Below are 20130 nucleotides of genomic sequence, written 5' to 3' on the forward strand. Positions count from 1 at the left end.
CGTCTGCTCGTGAACGCCGCGGGCCGGTGGCGCGTGGTCGTTTCCGGCAGGCTATGACTGAGGGCGACGCCCTGTAACCAGTAGTGGGCTACCGATATATCGCGTGGACTACGCGGATCGAGGCATCCTTCCGGCCGTGCTCGTCGGTAGTTCAGGATGCGTGTTCAGCACCTCGGGTTCACGACCCGACGAAGCGACCCAGGTCGCGACGTCGATCCGCTCCCAGCTTCATGCGCGCCTGCAGCACGTGCGACTCGACCGTGCGCACACTCAGGAAGAGGCGATCGGCGATCTCTTGGTTGCTGAGCCGCTGGGCGACGAGGCGCGCGACCTCGAGTTCCCGCCGGGTCAGGGATGTCAGGTCGACGTCGGGGTCGGGCTCCCCGTGCGGGCCCGGTGCATCCTGGACGACATCGGAGGCGGCGGCATCCGTCTCGGTCTCGCGGGCGGATTCGACGGGGGAATCAGGGGCCAGGAGCCGCTCGGCGTGTTCCGCGCATCGGCGGGCGTGGCCGGGACGACCTGCGAGAGAGTGCTGACGTTCCGCGAGCTGGAAGGCGCCCGCTGCGTGGTGTGTCACTCCGAGGCGCTCGAGATCACGTGCCGACCTCTCGGTCGCCGACGCGTCGCCGGAGGCGTCCGCATCGAGCAGGCGGAGCATCGCGTCGGGAAGAGGAGCGAGCGGCGTGCCGCGGAGATCGGCGATGAGGCCGACGGCGATGGAGGCCGAGGCGCCCGTCTCGAGACTGACGTGCGCCAGCCACACGCGCGTGAGAGGAGCGCGCCTTCGATCGGCTGCGCGGTCGTGCAGGGTCGTCCGCGCGTGCTGCGGGTCGGCCGTCCGCAGGAGGACCGCGACGTCGAGCGAATCCGCCAGCGACCTGAGCAGGGGCGACGCATCGACGATCTTTCGATTGAGGGCCGCTCGGCGCCGCTCCGCCGCCGCCACATCCCCGTGCGCGACGAGGGCCAGCGCCGTGATCAGGCTCGCCTGGGTGTGCACGTCAGGGGGAAGAGTGGTGTCGAGCAGGCTTTCGACGACCCGCAGGTCGGCCAGCGCACGCTCGTAATCGCGGTCCAGGAGCGCCAGGGTGGCGGTGAGCAATCCGATGACGCTCTGGTCGGCCGCCGAGAGCTGTCCGCCCACCCAGCGCGCGCGTGCGGCGAACTCCTCGATGTCGTGCCGGATGCCGGTCCAGGGGAGCCCCGCGTAGATGCGCGTGAGAGTGGCCGTCAGGACGTAGGCGGCTCGCGCGTCGCGTGTCGAGTGCGACAGGGGGTGGTTCGTCGAGTCCGGAATGCCCTGGTAGACGCGGTCACCCTCGGTCAGGACGCGATGCACGCGGTCGATGTCGTGGAAGGGGGCGAGACAGCCGAGCAGTCCGGCCGCAGCCCACAAGCGGGACGCCGTCGTGGCGTGGTCGTCCGCGAGCATCCGAGCGAACATCTCGTCCACCGCGGCGGGATCGGCGGTCTTCGATATCCGCCAGGCGTCGACGAGCGCAGCGCGTTCGGCGACCGTGCGGTGAGTGGCCGACAGGGCTTCCGTCGTGGCTTTCATGGCGGTCTTCAGCGCTTCCGGGCCGTTCCACCGCGACAGCGCCTCCGTCCAGCCCACGCGCTCGGCGAGAGTCTCATCGTCCGTGGTCGTGCTGTCGTCGACGCGCAGCACCTGAAGTGCGCCCACCACGTCCCCCAGCATGGCGAGCGAGCGAGACTGCTGCAGCGCTGCGGCGAGGGAGGGGGCGAAGGAGAAGGCTCGGGAGGCGCACAGCAGACCGTCGCCGGGAAGACCCGACACGTTCGCGACGTAGGCCGCGGTCAGCAGGACTGCCGCCGCGGTGCCGGGAGGGATGCCGGTGAGCACCTCGTCGTCGGGAGCGTTGGTCCAGAAGCGTCCGACGATGAAGCACTCGTGGGGCGCCAGACGGTTCGCCTTCTGCAGGTCGGCGACCAGCAGTCGCTGCACGCGGTCATGGGAGCGGAGCCGCCACGAACGACGCCAATCGGCGAGGGCAGCCCACGCGTGCAGCTCGTCTGCGACGATCCGGTCGAGGGTGGAACCGTCGTTGCGCGCGAGCCCGAAGCGGAGCACCTGATGCAGTGCGTGTTCACCCAGCAGTTTCGCCGCGCGCGGATAAGGGGTGGCGCCGAGCTGAGCCAGCATCACGAGCGCGTATCTGCCGTCGTCGTCGAGGCGGTCCAGGAGCGGGGTCGTCAGATCACGGACGCGCGGGGAGACACCGACGTCGCCGAGAGAGAGGATGCTGCGAGGCCGGTAGAAGCCGCTCCCCGTCTCGAGAGCGTCCTTGGTCAGTTCGGAGACGACCAGAGGTGACCCCTGGCTGAGGCGGACGATCATCTCCTGCGCCATGTCATCGAGGACATTGCCGCCGGCGGATGCCACGGCCAGGGCCCGCGCTTCGTCTCGATCCAGTCCGGGCAGATCCACGCGCTGGATGGCGCCCGATCGCCAGACGTCGAGCAACCGGGCGGTACCGCCACGAGAGAGTCCGGCATCGGTGTGCGCACTGTCCATCTCAAGAGCGATCAGCGTGACGCGATCGGTCGAGCGCGCGAGCTCGATGATGGAGGAGAGGGTCTGGTCAGGCATCGACTCGCCGTCGTCGACGAGAAGCACCGCACCGGAGGGCGATTGCCGCCACTCCGCGATGGCGCGTCCGCCCTCGGCGCCGCGACCTCTCAGGTGGTGCACGGCGCGGCCGCTCGCCTGCAGTCGGGTGCCGATGCGAGCGATCTCGAAGGACTTGCCCCAGCCGTTGGGTCCGACCAGCAGCGCACTCTGGCGACGCTGCAGAAGCTCGGTCGCCCGCGCGAGGGCGGCCTGCCGACTGCTCGGCTTCGACCCGCGCGCGCGGTCGCGCGTGGCGGCGTCGCCCCCGTGCGATCGACCCGAGGTCTGCCTGATGTCGATGGGCCGGCGGGCCTGACCGGAGCGATCAGGCATGGCCACCGCCGTGGTCCGTGTGCAGGCTCGTCATCGCCGCACCGCCCGCGTCGCCTGTTCCGTTCACCGTCGGGACGCCTGACGGTTCCCGGTGCTGAGGTTTCCGGTGCTCGAGTTCCCGCATGACGTCGCCCCCGCTCTGTCTGCCCATGTCCTCGCCGACGATGGGTGCACAGCGTTCGAACTGCCCGGCGAGGTACGTCCATTATGCGTACCCACTCGTCGCGGACGAGAACCCGACACATTCGTCTACGTAGTTCCTACCTGGGTGATCCACGCGGCCAGGTGCTCCGCGGTCGCGCCCGAGCCGCGCGCGACGTCCCGCGGCGTTCCCGTCGCGACGACCTGGCCGCCCACGTCGCCACCGCCCGGGCCGAGATCGATCACCCAGTCACTCGCCACGATCGCCGACTGGTCGTGCTCGACGAGCACGACGGTGTTGCCGGCATCCACCAGCTGCTGCAGCTGGTCGAGCAGCAGCTCGACGTCGGCGGGATGCAGGCCCGAGGTCGGCTCGTCGAGCAGATAGAGCGCGTGGCCGCGGTGTGCGCGCTGCAACTCGGTCGCCAGCTTGATGCGCTGCGCCTCACCGCCGCTCAGCTCGGTCGCGGGCTGCCCGAGGCGCAGGTATCCGAGCCCCACGTCGCCGAGCGTCCGCAGGCTGCGTGCGGCCGAGGGCACATCCGCAAGGAACTCCGCGGCATCGCCGACGGTCATCGCCAGCACATCGGCGATGGATGACCCTCGGTACGTCACCTCGAGGGTCTCCGCGTTGTAGCGGGCGCCGTGACAGGTGTGGCAGGGCGCGTAGGTGCCGGGCAGGAACATGAGCTCGATCGAGACGAACCCCTCGCCCTGGCAGGTCTCGCACCGGCCGCCGGCGACGTTGAACGAGAACCTCCCCGCGGTGTACCTCCGCTTCTTGGCCTCCGGTGTGGAGGCGAACAGCTTCCGCACGACGTCGAACATGCCGGTGTACGTGGCCAGATTCGACCGGGGCGTGCGTCCGATCGGCTTCTGGTCGACCACGACGAGCCGATCGAAGGACTCCGCCCCCGAGACGCCGTCCACGTCGAGCTCGAGCACCGCATCGTCACCGGCATCCGGTGTCGACCCGACCACGTCGCGCACGACCTGCGCCAGCACCTGTGTGACCAGCGTCGATTTGCCCGACCCCGAAACGCCCGTGACCGCCGTCATCACGCCGAGAGGAACATCGACGGATGCCTCGCGCAGGTTGTGCCGGGTGATCCCGCGCAGACGCAGCCAGCCTGAGGGCGTGCGCGGCTCGTGCCCGGGTGGAGCGGTGGTCGGGAAGAGGTGGCGCCCGGTGACGGACTCCGAGACGGAGCGCAGCCCTTCCACCGGACCGGAATAGACGACGTGTCCGCCGCCCTCGCCGGCACCCGGACCGATGTCGACCACCCAGTCCGCGCGCCGGATCATGTCGAGGTCGTGCTCGACGACGAACAGCGAGTTGCCCGAGGCCTTCAGACGGTCGAGCACCGCCAGGAGCGGCCTGGCGTCGGCCGGATGGAGCCCCGCGGAGGGCTCGTCGAGCACATAGACGACGCCGAAGAGACCCGAGCGGAGCTGCGTCGCGATGCGCAGGCGCTGCGCCTCGCCCGGCGAGAGCGTGGTGGAGTTGCGGCCGAGGCTGAGGTACCCGAGTCCGAGGTCGAGCAGGACTGCGACCCGCCCGATCACGTCGGCGGCGATGCGCTCGGCGGCCTCGCCGCTGTCGCCAGCGGCCGCGACGCCGGCGCGCAGCGACGCCGACAGCTCGGCGAGCGGCACGGCGTTCATCTCGGCGATCGTCCGCCCCGCGAACGTCACGGCGAGCGCGTCGGCGCGCAGGCCGCTGCCCCCGCACACGGGGCACGGCATGCTCTGGACGAAACCGAGCGCGCGCTCCCGCATCCGCTCGCTCTGCGATGCCGCGAGCACGTGCATGATGTGGGCTCGGGCGCTCCAGAACTTGCCGTAGTAGCCGTGGTCGACGCGGCCCTCCTCGGGCTCGATCATCACCGACGGCTGTTCCTCGGTGTACAGGAGCCAGTCACGATCCTTGCGCGGAAGCGCACGCCACGGCTTCTCGATGTCGATGTCGAGCCCACGCACGATGCTCCGCAGGTTCGCACCCTGCCACGCACCGGGCCAGGCGGCGATCGCCCCCTCGCGGATGCTCAGCGCCGCGTCGGGCACGAGCAGCTCTTCGGTGACGTCGTGCACGGTGCCCAGGCCCTGGCAGCGAGGACACGCGCCGGCCGCCGTGTTCGGCGAGAACGCCTCGGCCGACAGGTGCGCCGCGCCTGTCGGGTACGTCCCCGCCCGCGAGTACAGCATGCGCACCAGGTTCGACAGTGTGGTGATCGTGCCGACCGACGAGCGCGAACTCGGTGCCCCGCGCCGCTGCTGCAGCGCGACCGCGGGCGGCAGGCCCGAGATCTCATCGACCTCCGGCGCCCCGACCTGGTTCAGCAGTCGGCGCGCGTAGGGCGCGACCGACTCGAAGTATCGGCGCTGAGCCTCGGCGTACAGCGTGCCGAAGGCGAGGGACGACTTCCCGGAACCCGACACCCCGGTGAACACCACCAGGCTGTCACGGGGGATGTCGATGTCGACATTCTTGAGATTGTGCTCGCGCGCACCGCGCACGTGCACCCATCCGTCGAGTCCGTCGTGCGTCATGGGTCCACCGTGCTCTCTGCTGAAGGCGAGATACAGCGTTCCTGGGCCGCGGGGCCGAGACATCCGCTCGGCGGGCTCTGCGCGCTGCCCACCCGCAACCATACGCGGGCGCATGCCGCGGCCTGGCGGGTCGCGCCGGCGTACCGCTGCGATCGATCGTCGCGCTGCATCCGCGAGCGGGGAATACCCGGCCCGAGACCTCCGTTGCCTGTCTGGTCGGGACGAGATCGCGCCCCGGCGTTTCGTCGAAAGGACTCTTCGTGGATCTGTTCTCCCCGCTCACCGTGGGTGCGCTGCACCTTCCCAACCGCGTCGTCATGGCACCGCTCACTCGGATGCGGTCCGGTGCGGAGGGCGTTCCGGGCGACATCGTCGCGGAGCACTACGCGCAGCGGGCGGGCCTGGGCATGATCATCACCGAGGGTGTCTACCCGAGTGCGGAGTCGCGCGCGTATCCGGGACAGCCCGGCATCGTGACCGAGGCGCAGGCCGAGGGGTGGCGGGCCGTGGCCGACGCGGTGCACGCCGAAGGCGGCCGCATCGTCATGCAGCTCATGAACGGCGGACGCGTGTCGCACACCGACATCACCGGCACCCCGCGCATCGTCGCGCCGAGTGCCATCGCGATCCAGGGCGAGGTGCACACGCCCGCGGGGAAGACCGCGTTCCCCGTGCCGCACGCCCTCACCACCGACGAGCTCGCCGAGGTGCGCGACGAATTCGTGGCCGCCGCGACGCGCGCGATCGACGCGGGCATGGACGGCGTCGAGGTGCACAGCGCGAACGGCTACCTGCTGCACCAGTTCCTCTCCCCGGTCTCGAACCAGCGCACCGACGCCTACGGCGGCTCGCCGGAGGCTCGGGCGAAGTTCGTCATCGAGGTCACGACGGCCGTCGCGGATGCCGTCGGCGCGGGTCGTGTCGGAATCCGCCTGTCGCCCGCGCACAACATCCAGGACGTGGTCGAGACGGACGACGCCGATGTGCGTGCCACGTACGAAGCGCTCGTCCGCGGTATCGCCCCGCTCGGCCTCGCCTACCTCAGCGTGCTCCACGCCGAGCCCGAGGGTGATCTGGTGCAGGCGCTGCGCGCCGACTTCGCCGGCACGTTCATCGCCAACAGCGGCTTCGGCCGCCTGACGACGAAGGACGAGGCCGTCGAGTTCGTCGCGGAAGGACTGGCGGACGCCGTGGCGGTCGGTCGTCTCGCGATCGCCAACCCCGACCTGGTCGAGCGGTGGGAGGGCGGATACCCCGAGAACGAGCCCGATCCGGCCACCTTCTATGGAGCGGGCGCGGAGGGCTACACGGACTATCCGCGGCTGTCGGCGTAGCCCGGCTGCCGTGCCATGACTCCGGCCCCGCTTTCCGGGAGGGCCCGCGCGGCCCCGCCGGGCGGCCCGGGGGGACGGGGCCGCCGGGATCGTGACACGCGGCGCCGATCATGGCCCCGCGCCGCCGGTGACAGGATTGACGGATGACCGCCACGCTCGTCGCTCAAGCCCTCGCCGGCGGGTACGGCCACCGCACCCTGTTCGACGGACTCGATCTGACGGTCGCGCCGGGAGATGTCATCGGTGTCGTGGGCGCCAACGGCGCAGGAAAGTCCACGTTGCTGCGGGTGCTCGCGGGCATCGACGAGCCGCAGGCCGGAACCGTGTCGCTGTCGCCGGCTGATGCGTTCGTGGGCTGGCTGCCTCAGGAGCACGAACGTGTGCCCGGCGAGACGGTCGCCCAGTACATCGGGCGGCGCACCGGGTGCGCCGAGGCGACGGAGGACATGGATGCCGCGGCATCCGGTCTCGCGGATCCCGATGACACCACGGCCGCCGACGCGTATTCCGCAGCCCTCGATCGCTGGCTGGCGAGTGGTGCGGCCGACCTCGACGAGCGGCTTCCCGCCCAACTCGCCGACCTGGGCCTGGACCTCGGCGACCGTGCGGCGGAGAAGCTCATGACCTCGCTCTCCGGTGGCCAGGCCGCCCGCGTCGGGCTCGCAGCCCTCCTCCTCAGCCGCTTCGACATCGTCTTGCTCGACGAGCCGACCAACGACCTCGACCTCGACGGTCTGGAACGTCTCGAGGCCTTCGTCCGGGGCATCCGCGGGGGTGTCGTGCTGGTGAGCCACGACCGCGAGTTCCTCGCGCGCTGCGTCACGCGGGTGCTCGAGCTGGACCTGGCCCAGGGAGCCAATCGGGTCTTCGGCGGCGGGTACGACGCGTATCTCGAGGAGCGCGCGACCGCGCGTCGCCAGGCGCGGGAGAAGTACGACGAGTTCGCCGACAAGAAGGCCGATCTCGTCGCGCGGGCGCGGACGCAGCGCGAGTGGTCGAGTCAGGGCGTGCGCAATGCGATGAAGAAGGCGCCCGACAACGACAAGATCCGTCGGAAGGCGTCGGTCGAGTCGAGCGAGAAGCAGGCGCAGAAGGTGCGCCAGATGGAGAGTCGCATCGCCCGGCTCGACGAGGTCGACGAACCCCGTAAGGAATGGCAGCTCGAGTTCACGATCGGTTCGGCACCGCGGTCGAGCAGCGTGGTCTCGACACTGAGCGACGCGGTGTTCCGTCAGGGCTCCTTCACTCTCGGCCCGGTGTCGTTGCAGGTGAACGCGGGGGAGCGCATCGGGATCACGGGTCCGAACGGAGCCGGCAAGTCGACGCTGCTGCGCGCGCTGCTCGGCGTGCAGCGGCCCGACGAGGGCTCGGCGAGCCTCGGTGTCAACGTCCAGATCGGCGAGATCGACCAGGCCCGTTCCCTGCTGGCCGGTGCGCAACCGCTGGCGACGACGTTCGGAAGCCTGGTGCCGGAGATGGTGTCGGGGGAGGTCCGCACGCTCCTGGCGAAGTTCGGGCTCAAGGCCGACCACGTGGGCCGTCCCGTCGATGATCTGTCTCCGGGGGAGCGCACGCGCGCCGGCCTCGCCCTGCTGCAGGCGCGCGGAGTGAATGTGCTGGTCCTCGACGAACCGACCAACCACCTCGACCTGCCCGCGATCGAGCAGCTCGAACAGGCTCTCGACTCGTATACCGGAACGCTGCTGCTGGTGACGCACGACCGACGCATGCTGTCGACGGTGCAGACCGATCGGCACTGGCAGGTCGAGGCCGGTCGGGTCGCGGAGCGATGACTGACGGATGCTGCTCCGGCGTTCATCCGGGTCATCGAGCGAGAGCGGCGAGCCCGAACGCGCCGCCGCGACTCACCGTCCTTGGCGCTTCTTGAACGGCTTCGGTTCGCCTTTCACCACGGGTGCGCGGCCCTTGCCCTTCGAGGCCTTGGCTTTGCCACCCGCCGGTGCCTTCGGCTTCTGCTCGGGTGCAGGCGCGGCCGCGATCTGGCGATGGGCCTCTTCCAGGAGCAGGGTTCCCGCCGGGGTCAGCGACCAGGGAGCCTTGTCACGGGTGAACAGCGGGTGGCCGACTTCGCCCTCCAGCTTGTCCATCGACGAGTAGAGCGCCGCGAGCGGGATCCCCAGCGACTCGGCCGCGCGGGGGAAGTGGGCGTCCGCGTCGACGACGGCGACGAACCTCTGGAGCAGTCTGATGTTCACCGTGATCCTCCGGGCCTGCGATGCGGTCATCGACCCTCAGGATACGCGGCGCCGTCGGGGACGTGACGCTCACCGGCCGCGGTCGCGGCGTTGCGCGCAGCCAGTACCCGGAACGCATCCTTGAGCTGCGGCGGGCTGACCACCTCGATGTTCGCGTCGAATCGGTTGAGAGAAGCGGCCAGCGCCACCCACGACCACGAGCCCACTGTGAGGCTGCACCGATCAGGGCCGAGGTCCTCCACGATGCCATCACCGACGAACGGCAGCACGGACGACGCCGGCCGGCGGAGGATCACCGTGCCGTAGCAGGCCCACCGGTCGGGCCCCTCCGAACCGGAGAAGCGCGCCGACACGAATTCGGCGACGTCGCCACCGGGGACCTCGCGCGGCGTGAACCGCGGTCCGGTCGGAGCGCGAGGATGCACGCGGTCCGCCCGGAAGAGGCGCCACCCCTCCCGATCCAGATCCCACGCGACGAGGTACCAGCGACCGCGGGAGGTCACGAGGTGGTGGGGCTCGACTTCTCGGCGCAGCATCCGCTGGTCATCGGGTGTCGACCGGCCGGCGTAGTCGAATCGCAGCACCTGGTGTGCGCGCGCGGCGGCGGAAACAGCGATGAGCACCTCGACGGACACCGTATCGGGTGGCGGCTCGCCGGGGACTGCGGGGATCGCCGTGAAATCCAGCGCGTCCACGCGGTGGCGCAGGCGGGAAGGCATCACCTGCCGGACGGTGGTCAGCGCGCGGACCGCGGCCTCCTGGATTCCGAGGCCGGAGAGAGCCGCGGCCCGCAGCGCGACGGCGAGAGCGATGACCTGATCGTCATCGAACAGGAGAGGTGGCAACTCGGCGCCCGCATCGAGGCGATAGCCGCCGTCGGGACCCATCGTCGCCTGGATGCGGTAGCCCATCTCGCGCAGCCGATCGACGTCGCGACGCACGGTGCGGTGGCTGATGCCGAGCCGTTCGGCGAGGAGACCGCCCGGCCAGTCGCGACGTGTCTGCAGGAGGGACAGCAGCTGCAGAAGCCGCGCGGTCGTCGTGGTCATTTCTTCAGGGTAACCAGATGTAGGACCGAAACAGTCCTATACGCCCGGAACACTGGACGGAGCCCCGGTACCGACCGGGCTTCGATTCCAGGAGCAGACATGAGCATCGCAACCACCACCCACCTCAACTTCCGCGGCGAGGCCCGGGCGGCGCTGGAGTTCTACCAGTCCGTCTTCGGCGGCGAGATCTCGATCGCCACCTACGGAGACTTCGGGATGCCGCAGGACGCGCCCGGCGCTGCGGATGTCGTCTTCGGCCAGGTCGTGAGCGCCGACGGCTTCCGCATCATGGCCTACGACATCCCCGGGGACCGAACGCCGTCCGCCGGACGCTTCGCCCGCCGCGAGAACGGTGTGACCCTGACCGATCAGACGTTCTTCCTCTCCGTCCGCGGCGAGACGCTCGAAGAGGTGCAGGGCTACGGGGAGAGGATCTCGGTGGGCGGCACCGTCGTCGAACCCCTCGCCGCGTCGGCATGGAGCCCCGGCTTCGGGATGCTCACCGACCGCTTCGGCGTGACGTGGATCCTCGACGTCGCGACGGATCACCCCGCCTGACACCGACACAGAAGGCGCCCCGCGCTCCTCGCACGAGAGGAGCGCGGGGCGCCTTCACCGAGACGGACCGCCGCCCGCGGGTCACATCGGAGGCGATCGCACCCGGGCGCGCCGTCGGACCGCCGATGTTCTGCGCGGAGACGGCGCCGCAGAACAGAGCAGAGCTCTCCGCGCCGATCCGCCCGGCCGGGGTTCGTGCGACGACACGGCGACGCCGACGAGCGGAAGCAGGCCCGAGGCGGACAAGATGGCGGCGAACTCCGCCGCCACCCACTCGGGATCGTCGAGTCGAGCCTCGAACGTGTCGCGCTCAAGATCCATGATCACGGGAGACATCGCCATCGTCGTCACCTCCTGCCGATTCGCGGGTCGTCGGCTCAGGCGTCGATGCGCCGGTCCCCGCGCTGCACCAGGTTGTCCTGGGTGCTGACGTTGATCTTGCGCGGCTTCGCCTTCTCGGCGATCGGGACGCGCAGGCGCAGCACACCGGCGGTGTAGTCCGCGTCGACCTTCTCGGTGTCGAGGGCGTCGCCGAGCACGAGCTGGCGGCTGAAGACACCCCACGGTCGCTCGGTGGCGACGGCGTTCGCGGCATCCGGCATCCGATTGAGGCGCTCGGCGCGCACGGTCAGCACATTGCGCTCGACATCGATGTCGATCTTGCCCGGGTCGATGCCCGGCAGATCGAGTTCGACGACGAACTGGTCTCCCTCGCGCCACGCATCCAGCGGCATCGCCGAGGGACGCGCCGACGTGCCGAACACCTGCTGCGTGAACCGGTCGAGGTCACGGAACGGGTCGTGTTGCAACAGCATTTCTTGATCTCCTCCATTCACCTGAGTGTGTCCGAGTCGACAGATCTCTGTCGACTGCAGTAGATTTTCTACCGCAGCTCGTTCGAGAAATCAACGGGTATCGACGAGGGAATTTCGAGGTAGCACATGAGATCCGCCACAGCCGTTCCCGCCGAGCGCTCGCGGGGGGTCTACGGCATCGCCGTCGCCGCGGAGATCGTGGGCGTGGGCGTTCAGACGCTGCGCCTCTACGAATCGAAGGGCCTGTTCGAGCCGCACCGCACGCCGGGTGGTACGCGTCGCTACAGCGAAGACGACCTCGACCTGCTGCGTCGTGTCATCGAGCTCGTCGCCGAAGGCGTCAACATCGCCGGCGCTCGGCGCATCCTGCGTCTGGAGGCCGACAACGCCGAACTGAGGTCGCAACTCAGGTCCGGACACGAAGAGGTGCGAGGACGCGGGTAGCGTGTGAACCATGCAGACGACCTCGCGTGACACGCGGACGACCGGCCTCGTGGTCGCGCTCGTTCTCGGGCTCGCCTCGGCGCTCACATTCGCGGTGGGGGACGTCGCGGGTGCTCTGAGTCCTGATCCGGACGCGCTCATCTCGTTCACGTGGATCCTCGGGCTCGCCCTGCTGGTCTGGGCGACGATCGCGTTCGTGGTGGTCATGGCGTTGATCGTCCGCGATTTCGCGTCACGGCGTCGGCCGGCACTCATCGAGGCTCTGCTCGTGATCGCGACGTTCGCGGTCATCGCCGCGACTCTCGCCGCCCATCCGCTGTTCGGCAGCGGCGGCGGCACGGCCTAGAACGCCGAGATGACCATTTTCGTGATCGGCGGAGCGGCCGTCCACGACATCGCATCGCTGTACGACGAACTGAACCGCCTGTTCATGAGCGCAGAGGATTGGCGGCTCGGCGCCAGCCTCGACGCTCTCGACGATCTGCTCTCCGGCGGATTCGGTGCACTGCATGGAGTTGCGGACGCGCGTGTCGTCTGGATGGATCACGCACACAGCCGGCGGGTGCTGGGGACGGATGCCACGAGCCGGTACTACCGCGAGAAGCTGAGCCGGCCCGACCTGTACGACGCGCAGCATTTCCGGCCGCTCCTGGACGCGGTGGAGGCGGGAACGGGCGCGACCTACTTCGACATCGTGCTCGCGGTCTTCGCCGGGCATCCGCAGATCGAGCTCGTGTTGGCCTGACCGGGGCGTCGACCGGTTCGGCCGATCACGGAGATTGTCCAGCCCCTGGGCGATGACACCGCACGTGACAGGGTGGGAGGACGCCAACACGAGGAGCAACCATGCAGCAGCGCACACTGGCCGGCCGACAGGTCTCGGCGATCGGACTGGGCGCGATGCCCCTGTCGATGAACAACGACAATGAGACGCCGTCGCACGACGATGCCGTCGCCACCGTGCACGCCGCGCTGGACGCGGGCGTCACCTTCATCGACACCGCCGACATCTACGCGCCCGCCTGGAACGAGATCGGCCACAACGAGCGCATCGTGGCGGACGCGCTGGCCTCGTGGTCCGGTGACAGCGCGTCCATCTTCGTCGCCACGAAAGGCGGCATCACGCGGAGCGAGGGTGAGGTGTGGGCACGTGACGGCTCTCTCGCGTATCTGCGCACGGCCGTCGAGCGCTCGCTCGACATCCTCGGCGTCGACACGATCGAGCTGTACCAGTACCACCGCCCCGACCGCCGGCTGGTCTACGGAGACGTCATGACGTCGCTCGCGACACTGCAGGCGGAGGGCCTGATCCGGGCGATCGGCATCTCCAATGCGAGCGTCGAAGAGATCGACATCGCGCAGGAAGTTCTCGGTGAAGGCAACCTTGCGAGCGTGCAGAACGAGTTCTCGCCGCGGCATCCGGGCAGTATCGACGAGCTGCGCTACTGCGGAGAGAACGGCATCGCCTTCCTGCCGTGGAGCCCGCTCGGCGGGACCGGCGGGGGCGCGCGCGATGTCGGCGATCGCTTCGCGGCGTTCGGTGAGGTCGCCGAGCACCACGGTGTCAGCCCGCAGCAGGTCGTGCTCGCGTGGGAGCTGGCGCTCGACCCGGTGGTCATCCCGATCCCCGGAGCGCGACGAGCCGCCTCGATCACCGACTCGGTGAAGGCGACGGACCTGGAGCTGAGCATCGATGAGGTCACCGCGCTGTCGCGGTCGGTCGGCATCGACGACTGAGTCGCGCACGGCGGTGGGCGCGCGGCTGGGTTAGCGTGCAGCTATGCGCTCACGTCATCTCGGTCCCTGGGTAGGTCTTCTGCTGGTCGCGGGAGTGCTGGCCGGGTGTGCGACGCCGTCGACAGCGGGAACGACACCGGATGCCTCGGCATCCGGTGTCCCTTCGATCACCACGACGCCGACACCCGCACCGTCCGCGACCGCGACCGCGGTGTCGGCGGATCCCGCCGAATGGGTGATCTCCTTCGATGGGGTCGGCCCTGTGGTCATCGGCGCAACCCCCGATGCCGAAGCGGCAGCTGCCGCACCCGTCTACACGGCGGAGCCGCCAGAGAGCTGTCCGAACCCGGCGACCACCATCCTCCACTCCGCGACGAATCCGACGTTCTGGTTGAAGACCACCCCCGATCAGCCCGACGTGGTCTCGATGATCGCGGTCGGCGGCGACCTCCCGGACGAGACCCGCACAGCCGGGTCGCCTCGGACCGCCGAAGGCGTCGGTATCGGTGCGACGAGAGATGCCGTGGTCGCGGCCTATCCGAACGGAACGACCGACGACTCGCTCCCTGCGCGCGTCACGATCGGCGGGGTGGACTCCACCGGGGTCGACCGATTCCTCGTGTTCCAGTTCTCCGAAGACATCGTGCAGACGATCCTCGTCCAGAGCGATCCGGCCGTCGTCTTCGAGTTCTGCGGCTGAGGTCGGCGGCGCCGGCGCCCGGCTGCCGGCGCTGCGGAGCATCGACCCGCGGCGTACGGTCAGCTGACGAACGGCCGCCGGAATCGGCGAAGGCCGCCGGCCCCGAGGAACGGGAGCGGCGGCCTTCGTGGCGATCAGCTGCGGCGCGAGGCACCGCGACGACGCGAGACGGCGATGTAGATCACGAGGACGACGATGGCGCCGATGATCGAGCCGATGATGCCGGCCGGCTGGAAGAAGCCGTCCATGGCGTCCTTCTGGAAGATGAGGAATCCGAGGAATCCGCCGACGAACGAGCCCACGATGCCGAGGACGATCGTCATGAGGATGCTCATGCTCTGCTTTCCGGGCACGACGGCGCGTGCGATGAAACCGGCGATGAGGCCGACGACGATGATGCTGATGATAAGACCGAGCATGTTGTGCTCCTTTGTGAGTGCGGGTGCGGGGGTGCGACCCATCTTCGGACGCTCCCGTTGGCGCGCCGGCTGCCCTGAATTTTTCAGGCAACATGATCAGTCAATCACCCCTGCGGGTGTGCCGTCACACCCCTGGGGGTGTAAAGGTTAAGCATGCTATCCTCCCGGCGACCGATCACCGTAGCCCTCGTCGACGACTACGACGTGGTGCTCAAAGGCCTCGCCCACCTGTTCGACGAATACCGCGATCGCGTGATCGTGGCGGAGATCGACGCCCGCACCGCCGTCGACGACCACGTCGACGTCGTCCTGTACGACTCGTTCGCTCAGCCCGAGTCCGACCATCACGAGATCGCGGAGCTGATCCGCAATCCTCGGGCGCACAAGGTGGTCGTCTACACGTGGAACTTCCATCCCGACCTCATCGAGGCGGCGAAGAGTCAGGGCGTGCACGGGTACCTGTCGAAGACCCTCAGTGCTCGCGAACTCGTCGCCGCCATCGAGGCCGTCCACGCGGGGGAACAGGTCATCAGCCAGCAGGCGCGCCGGGCCCCCAGCGCCCCGGCCTTGGACTGGCCGGGCAAGCTCGAGGGCATCACCGACCGCGAATCCGAGATCCTCGCCTTGATCACCCAAGGCAAGAGCAACTCCGAGGTCGCCCAGCTCACGTACTTGAGCCCCAACACGGTCAAGTCCTATATCCGTTCCGTGTACCGCAAGATCGGCGCCTCCAGCCGGACGCAGGCGGTGCTCTACGGCATCAAGAACGGCTTCGCGCCCGACACCCACCGGATCGACCACTGGATGGGCGGGCCGTAGGCTCCGACCGAGGCCTATCGTGTGGGAATGACGACACACGCCGATGAGCCGCACGGCGCGGGAATCGCCGGCAAGCTGAATTGGCTCCGCGCGGGTGTGCTCGGCGCGAACGACGGCATCGTCTCCGTGGCGGCCATCGCGGTCGGCGTGGCTGCGGCGACGCCGGATACGGCCGCCATCATCCCTGCGACGGTCGCCGCGCTCGTCGGCGGCGCCATCTCGATGGCGCTCGGCGAATACGTCTCGGTGAGCAGTCAGAGCGACAGCGAGAAAGCGCTGATCGCGAAGGAGCGCGAAGAACTGCGCACGATGCCCGAAGTCGAGCTTGCGGAACTGACGGAACTGTACGAAGGGCAAGGGCTCTCGCCGGCCACCGCACGACAGGTGGCCGAAGAACTGACCGCCCACGATGCCCTGCGTGCGCACCTCGCAGCGGAACTCAACATCGATCCTGATGACCTCGTCAGTCCGTGGCGCGCGGCGGGAGCATCCGCCCTGGCCTTCATCGTCGGCGGACTGCTGCCGTTCCTGACGATCCTGCTGCCCGCCGACATCCGGGTCGCGGCCACCTTCGGCGTCGTGCTCGTCGCACTGGCGGTCACCGGAGCACTCGGTGCCAGGATCGGCGGCAGCCCGGTCGGGCGCGGCACGCTGCGCGTAGTGGTGGGCGGAGCGATCGCGCTGGCGGCCACTTTCGCGATCGGGGCGCTGCTGAGCACCTCGGGCATCGTCGGCTGACGGGACGCGCGACCCGCCGGGTCACATGCGTGCGCGTCACGGCCGCCAGGAACCCAGTTCGGGGACCCGAGCGGGAGCAGCCGCCCCCGCACCGGTGAGGTCGTCGCCCCGGACGAACTGCGTGCCCACCCGCTCGAGCGAGCCTCCGTACGCGTTCAGGAACGGCACCGTTTCGGGCTGCGGTTCGGGGCGGGCGGATGCGGGCGCCGCCGGTGCGACGAAGATCATGACCGCGGCCGTGACCGCGACGATCCGAGAGCGTGAGGTGTGCATGAGCGTCTTCCTTTCAGGATGTGGTGCCCCAGACGCTACGAAGCCGCGCGGGTGGACACATGACCTGTTCCGCCCAGGTTGTTCCCGCGCGAAGATGGTCGATTCGGGTCATCGACCGGCGGAGGGACGGGCGGTAGGGTGAGCGCGTGGTCGAGTGGGTTCCGCCACGACTGCCGTTGCGCTGGACGAGCACGGAGCAACCGCCGTTCGTCGGGCGTGACGAGAACGTGGCCACGTCCGAGTCCGCGTGGGCGGGTGTCCGCGCCGGGGCCGGTCGCGCGCTGTTCGTGCTGGGCGAGCCCGGTGTGGGTAAGTCTCGACTCGTCGGAGAACTGTGCCGCCGGTGGCACTCGGTCGGCGCGGTGGTCGTCGTGGGTACGGTCGTCCCCGAGTTCGCGACACCCTACGAGCCGTTCGTGGGGCCGCTCCGCGCCCTGACACCGCTGGCGCGCGGTGCGCTCGCTGCCACCGGCGGTACCTCCCACGCCGATGTCCTGGCCGAGCTCGCGCGGCACGACGACGACGGCTCCACCCTGGTCGGGCAGGGCAGGCTCTTCGACTCCGTCGTGGGCGTGGTGCGTGCCGCCGCGACGGTCCATCCGCTCGTCCTGGTTCTCGAAGACATGCATTGGGCCGATGAGGGCAGCATCCGTCTGCTGATGCGGCTCATCGAGACGACCTCGGACGCCGCGGTTCTCGTGATCACCACCGCCCGGGTGACCGCGCCTGAGCGCTCGGATGCGCTCGCACACGCCATCGCCCGCCTGAGCCGCCTCGAGTACGTCGATCGAATCGACGTCGCCCCTCTGACGGCGGAGGATGTCGAGGAATACCTCTCCCGCCGAACGGGCATGTCGCCCCAGGCAGCGCGCGAGCCGGCGCGCATCCTCGGCGAGCTCACGGGCGGCAATCCGTTTCTGCTCCGTGAGACGTGGCAGCAGGTCGTGTCAGCCGCAGCCGAACGTGGACCGATCGTCGAGCTCCCTGAGTCGGTCAACGACCTGCTTCGCGAGCGCATCACAGCTCTGGCGCCGACGGCTCAGCGCACGCTGCGGCATGCCGCGATCCTGGGACTCGACGTCGATCTCGCGGAGCTGATCGCCGTGAGCGAGTGCGCCCCCGCAGACACGCTGGGGGGAGTGGATGCCGCGATCGCGAGCGGCCTGCTGGAACCACCGCGGCTCGTCCGCGAGTCCTACCGCTTTCCGCACGCCATCGCCCGGCAGGCCGTGCTCGATCAGATGTCCTCGACGGAGACGGCGCAGCTTCATGCCCGAACGGCGGTCGCCTTGAGGGACGGCGTCCCCAACGCGCCGCGCCTGGTTCAGCGCCTCGCGCACCACTTCGCGTCTGCGCGTCCGCTCGGTTACGGCGACGAGGCCGTGGAATACCTGACGCGGGCGGCAGAGCATGCTCACCGTTCACTGGCGCATGAGGAGGCAGGACGGCTCTTCGAGCGGGCGGCCGGCTCCTGCGTGGATCGTGTCGCCGCGGACGACCTCCGGCTGCGTGCGGCTCGCGCGTGGGTGTCGACGGCCGATTTCGCGCGAGCGCGGGCGCTGCTGGAACTGGTGGCGGAACAGGGCTCACCTGCACAGAGACGGGCGGCCGCGATCGGTTTCGAGGAGGCGTCCTGGCGCCCGGGGCTCGACGGCCGTCGGGCGCTCGCGCTCCTCACCCGGGCGTCGCGCGACGGCATGACCTTCGCTGAGGAAGTCCAGCTCGGCTCCTCCACGGCGCGCGCCCTCGCCTTCACGGGCGACATGGAGAGGGCGCGCGCACTCTCGTCGCAGATGGTGCGACGTGCGCGGGACGCCGAGAGCCCCGCGGCGCTCACGGTCGCGTTGCGCTACTCGGTGAACCTGGGGATGCGCGCGGCCGATGTGCGCGGCATCCTGGCGGACGCCGTCGAGTTGCGCGAGCTCAGCGCGGTGGGCAGCGACGAATACAACGCCGGCGTCAACATCCGCGGGATGGCCTGCTACATCGTGGGTGACGGGGCCGGGATGGATCAGGCGGAAAGCGATCTCGTGGATGTCGCAGCGCGGTCTGGCTCCTATTGGAACTACTGGGTCTACAGCACACGGTTCGGGCGATCGGTCATCGAGGGTCGCCTCGCGGACGCCGCCGTCACTGCGGAGCTCGTGCGTCGCGCGGACGGTGATCTCAAGTCCGACCGCGACGACGGGGTCTCGGCGCTCCAGAGCTACATCCTGCGTCGCGAGACGCGGGCGGTCACCCGCATCGCGCCCCTTCTGACCGGAGCGGAGTCGACCCGCGGACGATGGGTCCCCGGTCTGCTCTCGTTGTATTGCGAACTCGAGATGAAGCAACCGGCCCGTCGCGTGTTGGGGGAGGCTCTTCCCCTGTCCGTGGAGCACCCGGCGCATTCGGCGGAATGGCCGGCGTGGCTCGCCTTCATGGCGGAGGCCGCGTGCTGGCTGGAGGACCGGGATGCCGCCGCCGCCATCCGTCCCGCTGTCGACCGACACGCCGGCCTGAACCTGCTCGCGGGGTGGTTCGTCGCTCCGCTCGGTGCGGCGGATCGGTACGTGGGCGAACTCGACTCGGTAAGCGGGACGGGCGATCCCGACGCTTGATTCGCGAAGGCCCTCCGTCTCGCCGACAGCACGGGCGCGCGATTGGACGCCGCATACACCCGGCTCGCGTGGGCACGACACCTGCGCCGCGCGGACCCCCGTTCACCGCAGGTCGCGGTTCTCGAAAGGACCGCGGGGGAGGCCGCGGAGCGCGCGGACTGGGCGAGGGTGCGCTGGATGCTCCGACGTCAGCAGGGGCGCAGGGGCCCGGGGCGCGGCGACGGGCTGAGCGAGCGCGAGGTCGAGGTGATCGGGTTGCTCGCGGAAGGGTGCAGCAATCGCGAGATCGCCCGACGTCTCGTGATCAGCGAGCACACCGCGGCAAACCACGTGCGCAGCATCCTGTGGAAAACGGGTTCGGCGAACAGGACGCAGGCGGCGCGTTACGCGCGCGCCCATGACCTCGCGGGGTGAGTCACTCCGCGCCGAGGAGCATGCCGTCGGGCATCAGTCGTCCCGCGACCTCGATCACGGCATCGGCGGGTATGCCCAAGTGGGCGGCGGCAGAGCGGATCGCCTCGGGCGACGCCGCCTCGTACAGGCAGTAGGTCTTGCGCCGGTCCACCGACAGGAAGGAGAACAGCCAGCGGACGTCCTCCTCGTCGTTGACGAGCTTCACGTCGGCGGCCGATTCGAGGGGGACCTCGAGAGCGTCGGCGAAGTTGCGTTCGATCACGTAATACGGCATGACCTCGATCCCTTCGGTGGCTGACACGCCGAGGTTACGCCGCAGGGCCGTTCCGCGCGATGACCAGAATGCGTCATTCCG

The 20130-nt window shown here is 69.6% G+C and carries 20 protein-coding genes; 12 read left to right on the top strand and 8 right to left on the bottom strand.

Features of this window, described 5'->3' with window-relative positions; all coding sequences use genetic code 11:
• Nucleotides 1-178: 178 nt before the first annotated feature.
• Nucleotides 179-2968, bottom strand: coding sequence for a helix-turn-helix transcriptional regulator (locus ACFM35_RS03540; protein ID WP_378838381.1), 2790 nt, complete (start codon nt 2966-2968; stop codon nt 179-181).
• Nucleotides 2969-3217: 249 nt separating this feature from the next.
• A complete protein-coding gene (gene uvrA / locus ACFM35_RS03545; protein WP_378838384.1) occupies nt 3218-5659 on the bottom strand; it encodes an excinuclease ABC subunit UvrA in 2442 nt (813 codons plus the stop codon).
• Between the two features lie 260 nt (nt 5660-5919).
• Here uvrA and ACFM35_RS03550 point away from each other — a divergent pair, with 260 nt between their 5' ends.
• Both ACFM35_RS03550 and ACFM35_RS03555 read left to right on the top strand, forming a co-directional pair.
• Nucleotides 5920-6993 (top strand): alkene reductase, encoded by a 1074-nt coding sequence (locus ACFM35_RS03550; RefSeq protein WP_378838386.1) that lies wholly within the window; start codon nt 5920-5922, stop codon nt 6991-6993.
• Nucleotides 6994-7136: 143 nt separating this feature from the next.
• The gene (locus ACFM35_RS03555; protein ID WP_378838389.1) at nt 7137-8786 is read left to right on the top strand and encodes an ABC-F family ATP-binding cassette domain-containing protein; all 1650 of its coding nucleotides are present in this window, start codon (nt 7137-7139) and stop codon (nt 8784-8786) included.
• Nucleotides 8787-8858: 72 nt separating this feature from the next.
• Here the strand turns inward: ACFM35_RS03555 and ACFM35_RS03560 are convergent, their stop codons facing one another.
• Nucleotides 8859-9239, bottom strand: a complete 381-nt coding sequence (locus ACFM35_RS03560) for a LysR family transcriptional regulator (protein ID WP_378838391.1) — start codon at nt 9237-9239, stop codon at nt 8859-8861.
• Entirely contained in the window at nt 9236-10258 is a 1023-nt protein-coding gene (locus tag ACFM35_RS03565) for a helix-turn-helix transcriptional regulator (protein WP_378838393.1), read from the bottom strand. Before ACFM35_RS03565 ends, ACFM35_RS03560 begins: the two co-directional genes overlap by 4 nt.
• Nucleotides 10259-10357: 99 nt before the next feature.
• Between ACFM35_RS03565 and ACFM35_RS03570 the strand changes: the two genes are divergently transcribed.
• Nucleotides 10358-10816, top strand: coding sequence for a VOC family protein (locus ACFM35_RS03570; protein ID WP_378838396.1), 459 nt, complete (start codon nt 10358-10360; stop codon nt 10814-10816).
• 377 nt (nt 10817-11193) lie between these two features.
• Here ACFM35_RS03570 and ACFM35_RS03575 read toward each other — a convergent pair whose 3' ends face one another.
• A complete protein-coding gene (locus ACFM35_RS03575; protein ID WP_378838398.1) occupies nt 11194-11631 on the bottom strand; it encodes an Hsp20/alpha crystallin family protein in 438 nt (145 codons plus the stop codon).
• A gap of 126 nt (nt 11632-11757) precedes the next feature.
• On the opposite strand from ACFM35_RS03575, the gene ACFM35_RS03580 reads away from it, so the two are divergent.
• From ACFM35_RS03580 to ACFM35_RS03600, 5 genes are all read left to right on the top strand, one after another.
• Nucleotides 11758-12075 carry a MerR family transcriptional regulator gene (locus ACFM35_RS03580; protein WP_378838401.1) on the top strand — a complete coding sequence of 106 codons (318 nt, stop codon included), beginning with the start codon at nt 11758-11760 and terminating at the stop codon, nt 12073-12075.
• Between the two features lie 10 nt (nt 12076-12085).
• Nucleotides 12086-12421, top strand: coding sequence for a hypothetical protein (locus ACFM35_RS03585; protein WP_378838404.1), 336 nt, complete (start codon nt 12086-12088; stop codon nt 12419-12421).
• Between the two features lie 9 nt (nt 12422-12430).
• Complete coding sequence (locus ACFM35_RS03590; RefSeq protein WP_378838406.1) at nt 12431-12820, top strand: barstar family protein; 390 nt, start codon at nt 12431-12433, stop codon at nt 12818-12820.
• Between the two features lie 101 nt (nt 12821-12921).
• Nucleotides 12922-13812 carry an aldo/keto reductase gene (locus tag ACFM35_RS03595; RefSeq protein ID WP_378838409.1) on the top strand — a complete coding sequence of 297 codons (891 nt, stop codon included), beginning with the start codon at nt 12922-12924 and terminating at the stop codon, nt 13810-13812.
• A 43-nt stretch (nt 13813-13855) separates the two neighbouring features.
• Nucleotides 13856-14512 carry a hypothetical protein gene (locus tag ACFM35_RS03600; RefSeq protein WP_378838411.1) on the top strand — a complete coding sequence of 219 codons (657 nt, stop codon included), beginning with the start codon at nt 13856-13858 and terminating at the stop codon, nt 14510-14512.
• A 134-nt stretch (nt 14513-14646) separates the two neighbouring features.
• Here the strand turns inward: ACFM35_RS03600 and ACFM35_RS03605 are convergent, their stop codons facing one another.
• Nucleotides 14647-14931: a GlsB/YeaQ/YmgE family stress response membrane protein gene (locus ACFM35_RS03605; protein ID WP_378838412.1), complete on the bottom strand. Its 285-nt coding sequence runs from the start codon at nt 14929-14931 to the stop codon at nt 14647-14649.
• A 153-nt stretch (nt 14932-15084) separates the two neighbouring features.
• Here ACFM35_RS03605 and ACFM35_RS03610 point away from each other — a divergent pair, with 153 nt between their 5' ends.
• Together ACFM35_RS03610 and ACFM35_RS03615 are read left to right on the top strand one after the other, a co-directional pair.
• Nucleotides 15085-15750, top strand: coding sequence for a response regulator transcription factor (locus tag ACFM35_RS03610; protein WP_378838415.1), 666 nt, complete (start codon nt 15085-15087; stop codon nt 15748-15750).
• A 27-nt stretch (nt 15751-15777) separates the two neighbouring features.
• Nucleotides 15778-16488, top strand: coding sequence for a VIT1/CCC1 transporter family protein (locus tag ACFM35_RS03615; RefSeq protein ID WP_378838418.1), 711 nt, complete (start codon nt 15778-15780; stop codon nt 16486-16488).
• Between the two features lie 36 nt (nt 16489-16524).
• Here ACFM35_RS03615 and ACFM35_RS03620 read toward each other — a convergent pair whose 3' ends face one another.
• A complete protein-coding gene (locus ACFM35_RS03620) occupies nt 16525-16761 on the bottom strand; it encodes a hypothetical protein (protein WP_378838421.1) in 237 nt (78 codons plus the stop codon).
• Nucleotides 16762-16907: 146 nt separating this feature from the next.
• Here ACFM35_RS03620 and ACFM35_RS03625 point away from each other — a divergent pair, with 146 nt between their 5' ends.
• Nucleotides 16908-19361, top strand: a complete 2454-nt coding sequence (locus ACFM35_RS03625) for an ATP-binding protein (protein WP_378838423.1) — start codon at nt 16908-16910, stop codon at nt 19359-19361.
• A gap of 177 nt (nt 19362-19538) precedes the next feature.
• Nucleotides 19539-19775, top strand: a complete 237-nt coding sequence (locus ACFM35_RS03630; RefSeq protein WP_378838426.1) for a response regulator transcription factor — start codon at nt 19539-19541, stop codon at nt 19773-19775.
• 1 nt (nt 19776) lies between these two features.
• Here ACFM35_RS03630 and ACFM35_RS03635 read toward each other — a convergent pair whose 3' ends face one another.
• The gene (locus ACFM35_RS03635) at nt 19777-20076 is read right to left on the bottom strand and encodes a DUF4242 domain-containing protein (protein WP_378838429.1); all 300 of its coding nucleotides are present in this window, start codon (nt 20074-20076) and stop codon (nt 19777-19779) included.
• Between the last annotated feature and the right edge of the window lie 54 nt (nt 20077-20130).

Source organism: Microbacterium songi (assembly GCF_042747925.1).
GTDB lineage: Bacteria > Actinomycetota > Actinomycetes > Actinomycetales > Microbacteriaceae > Microbacterium.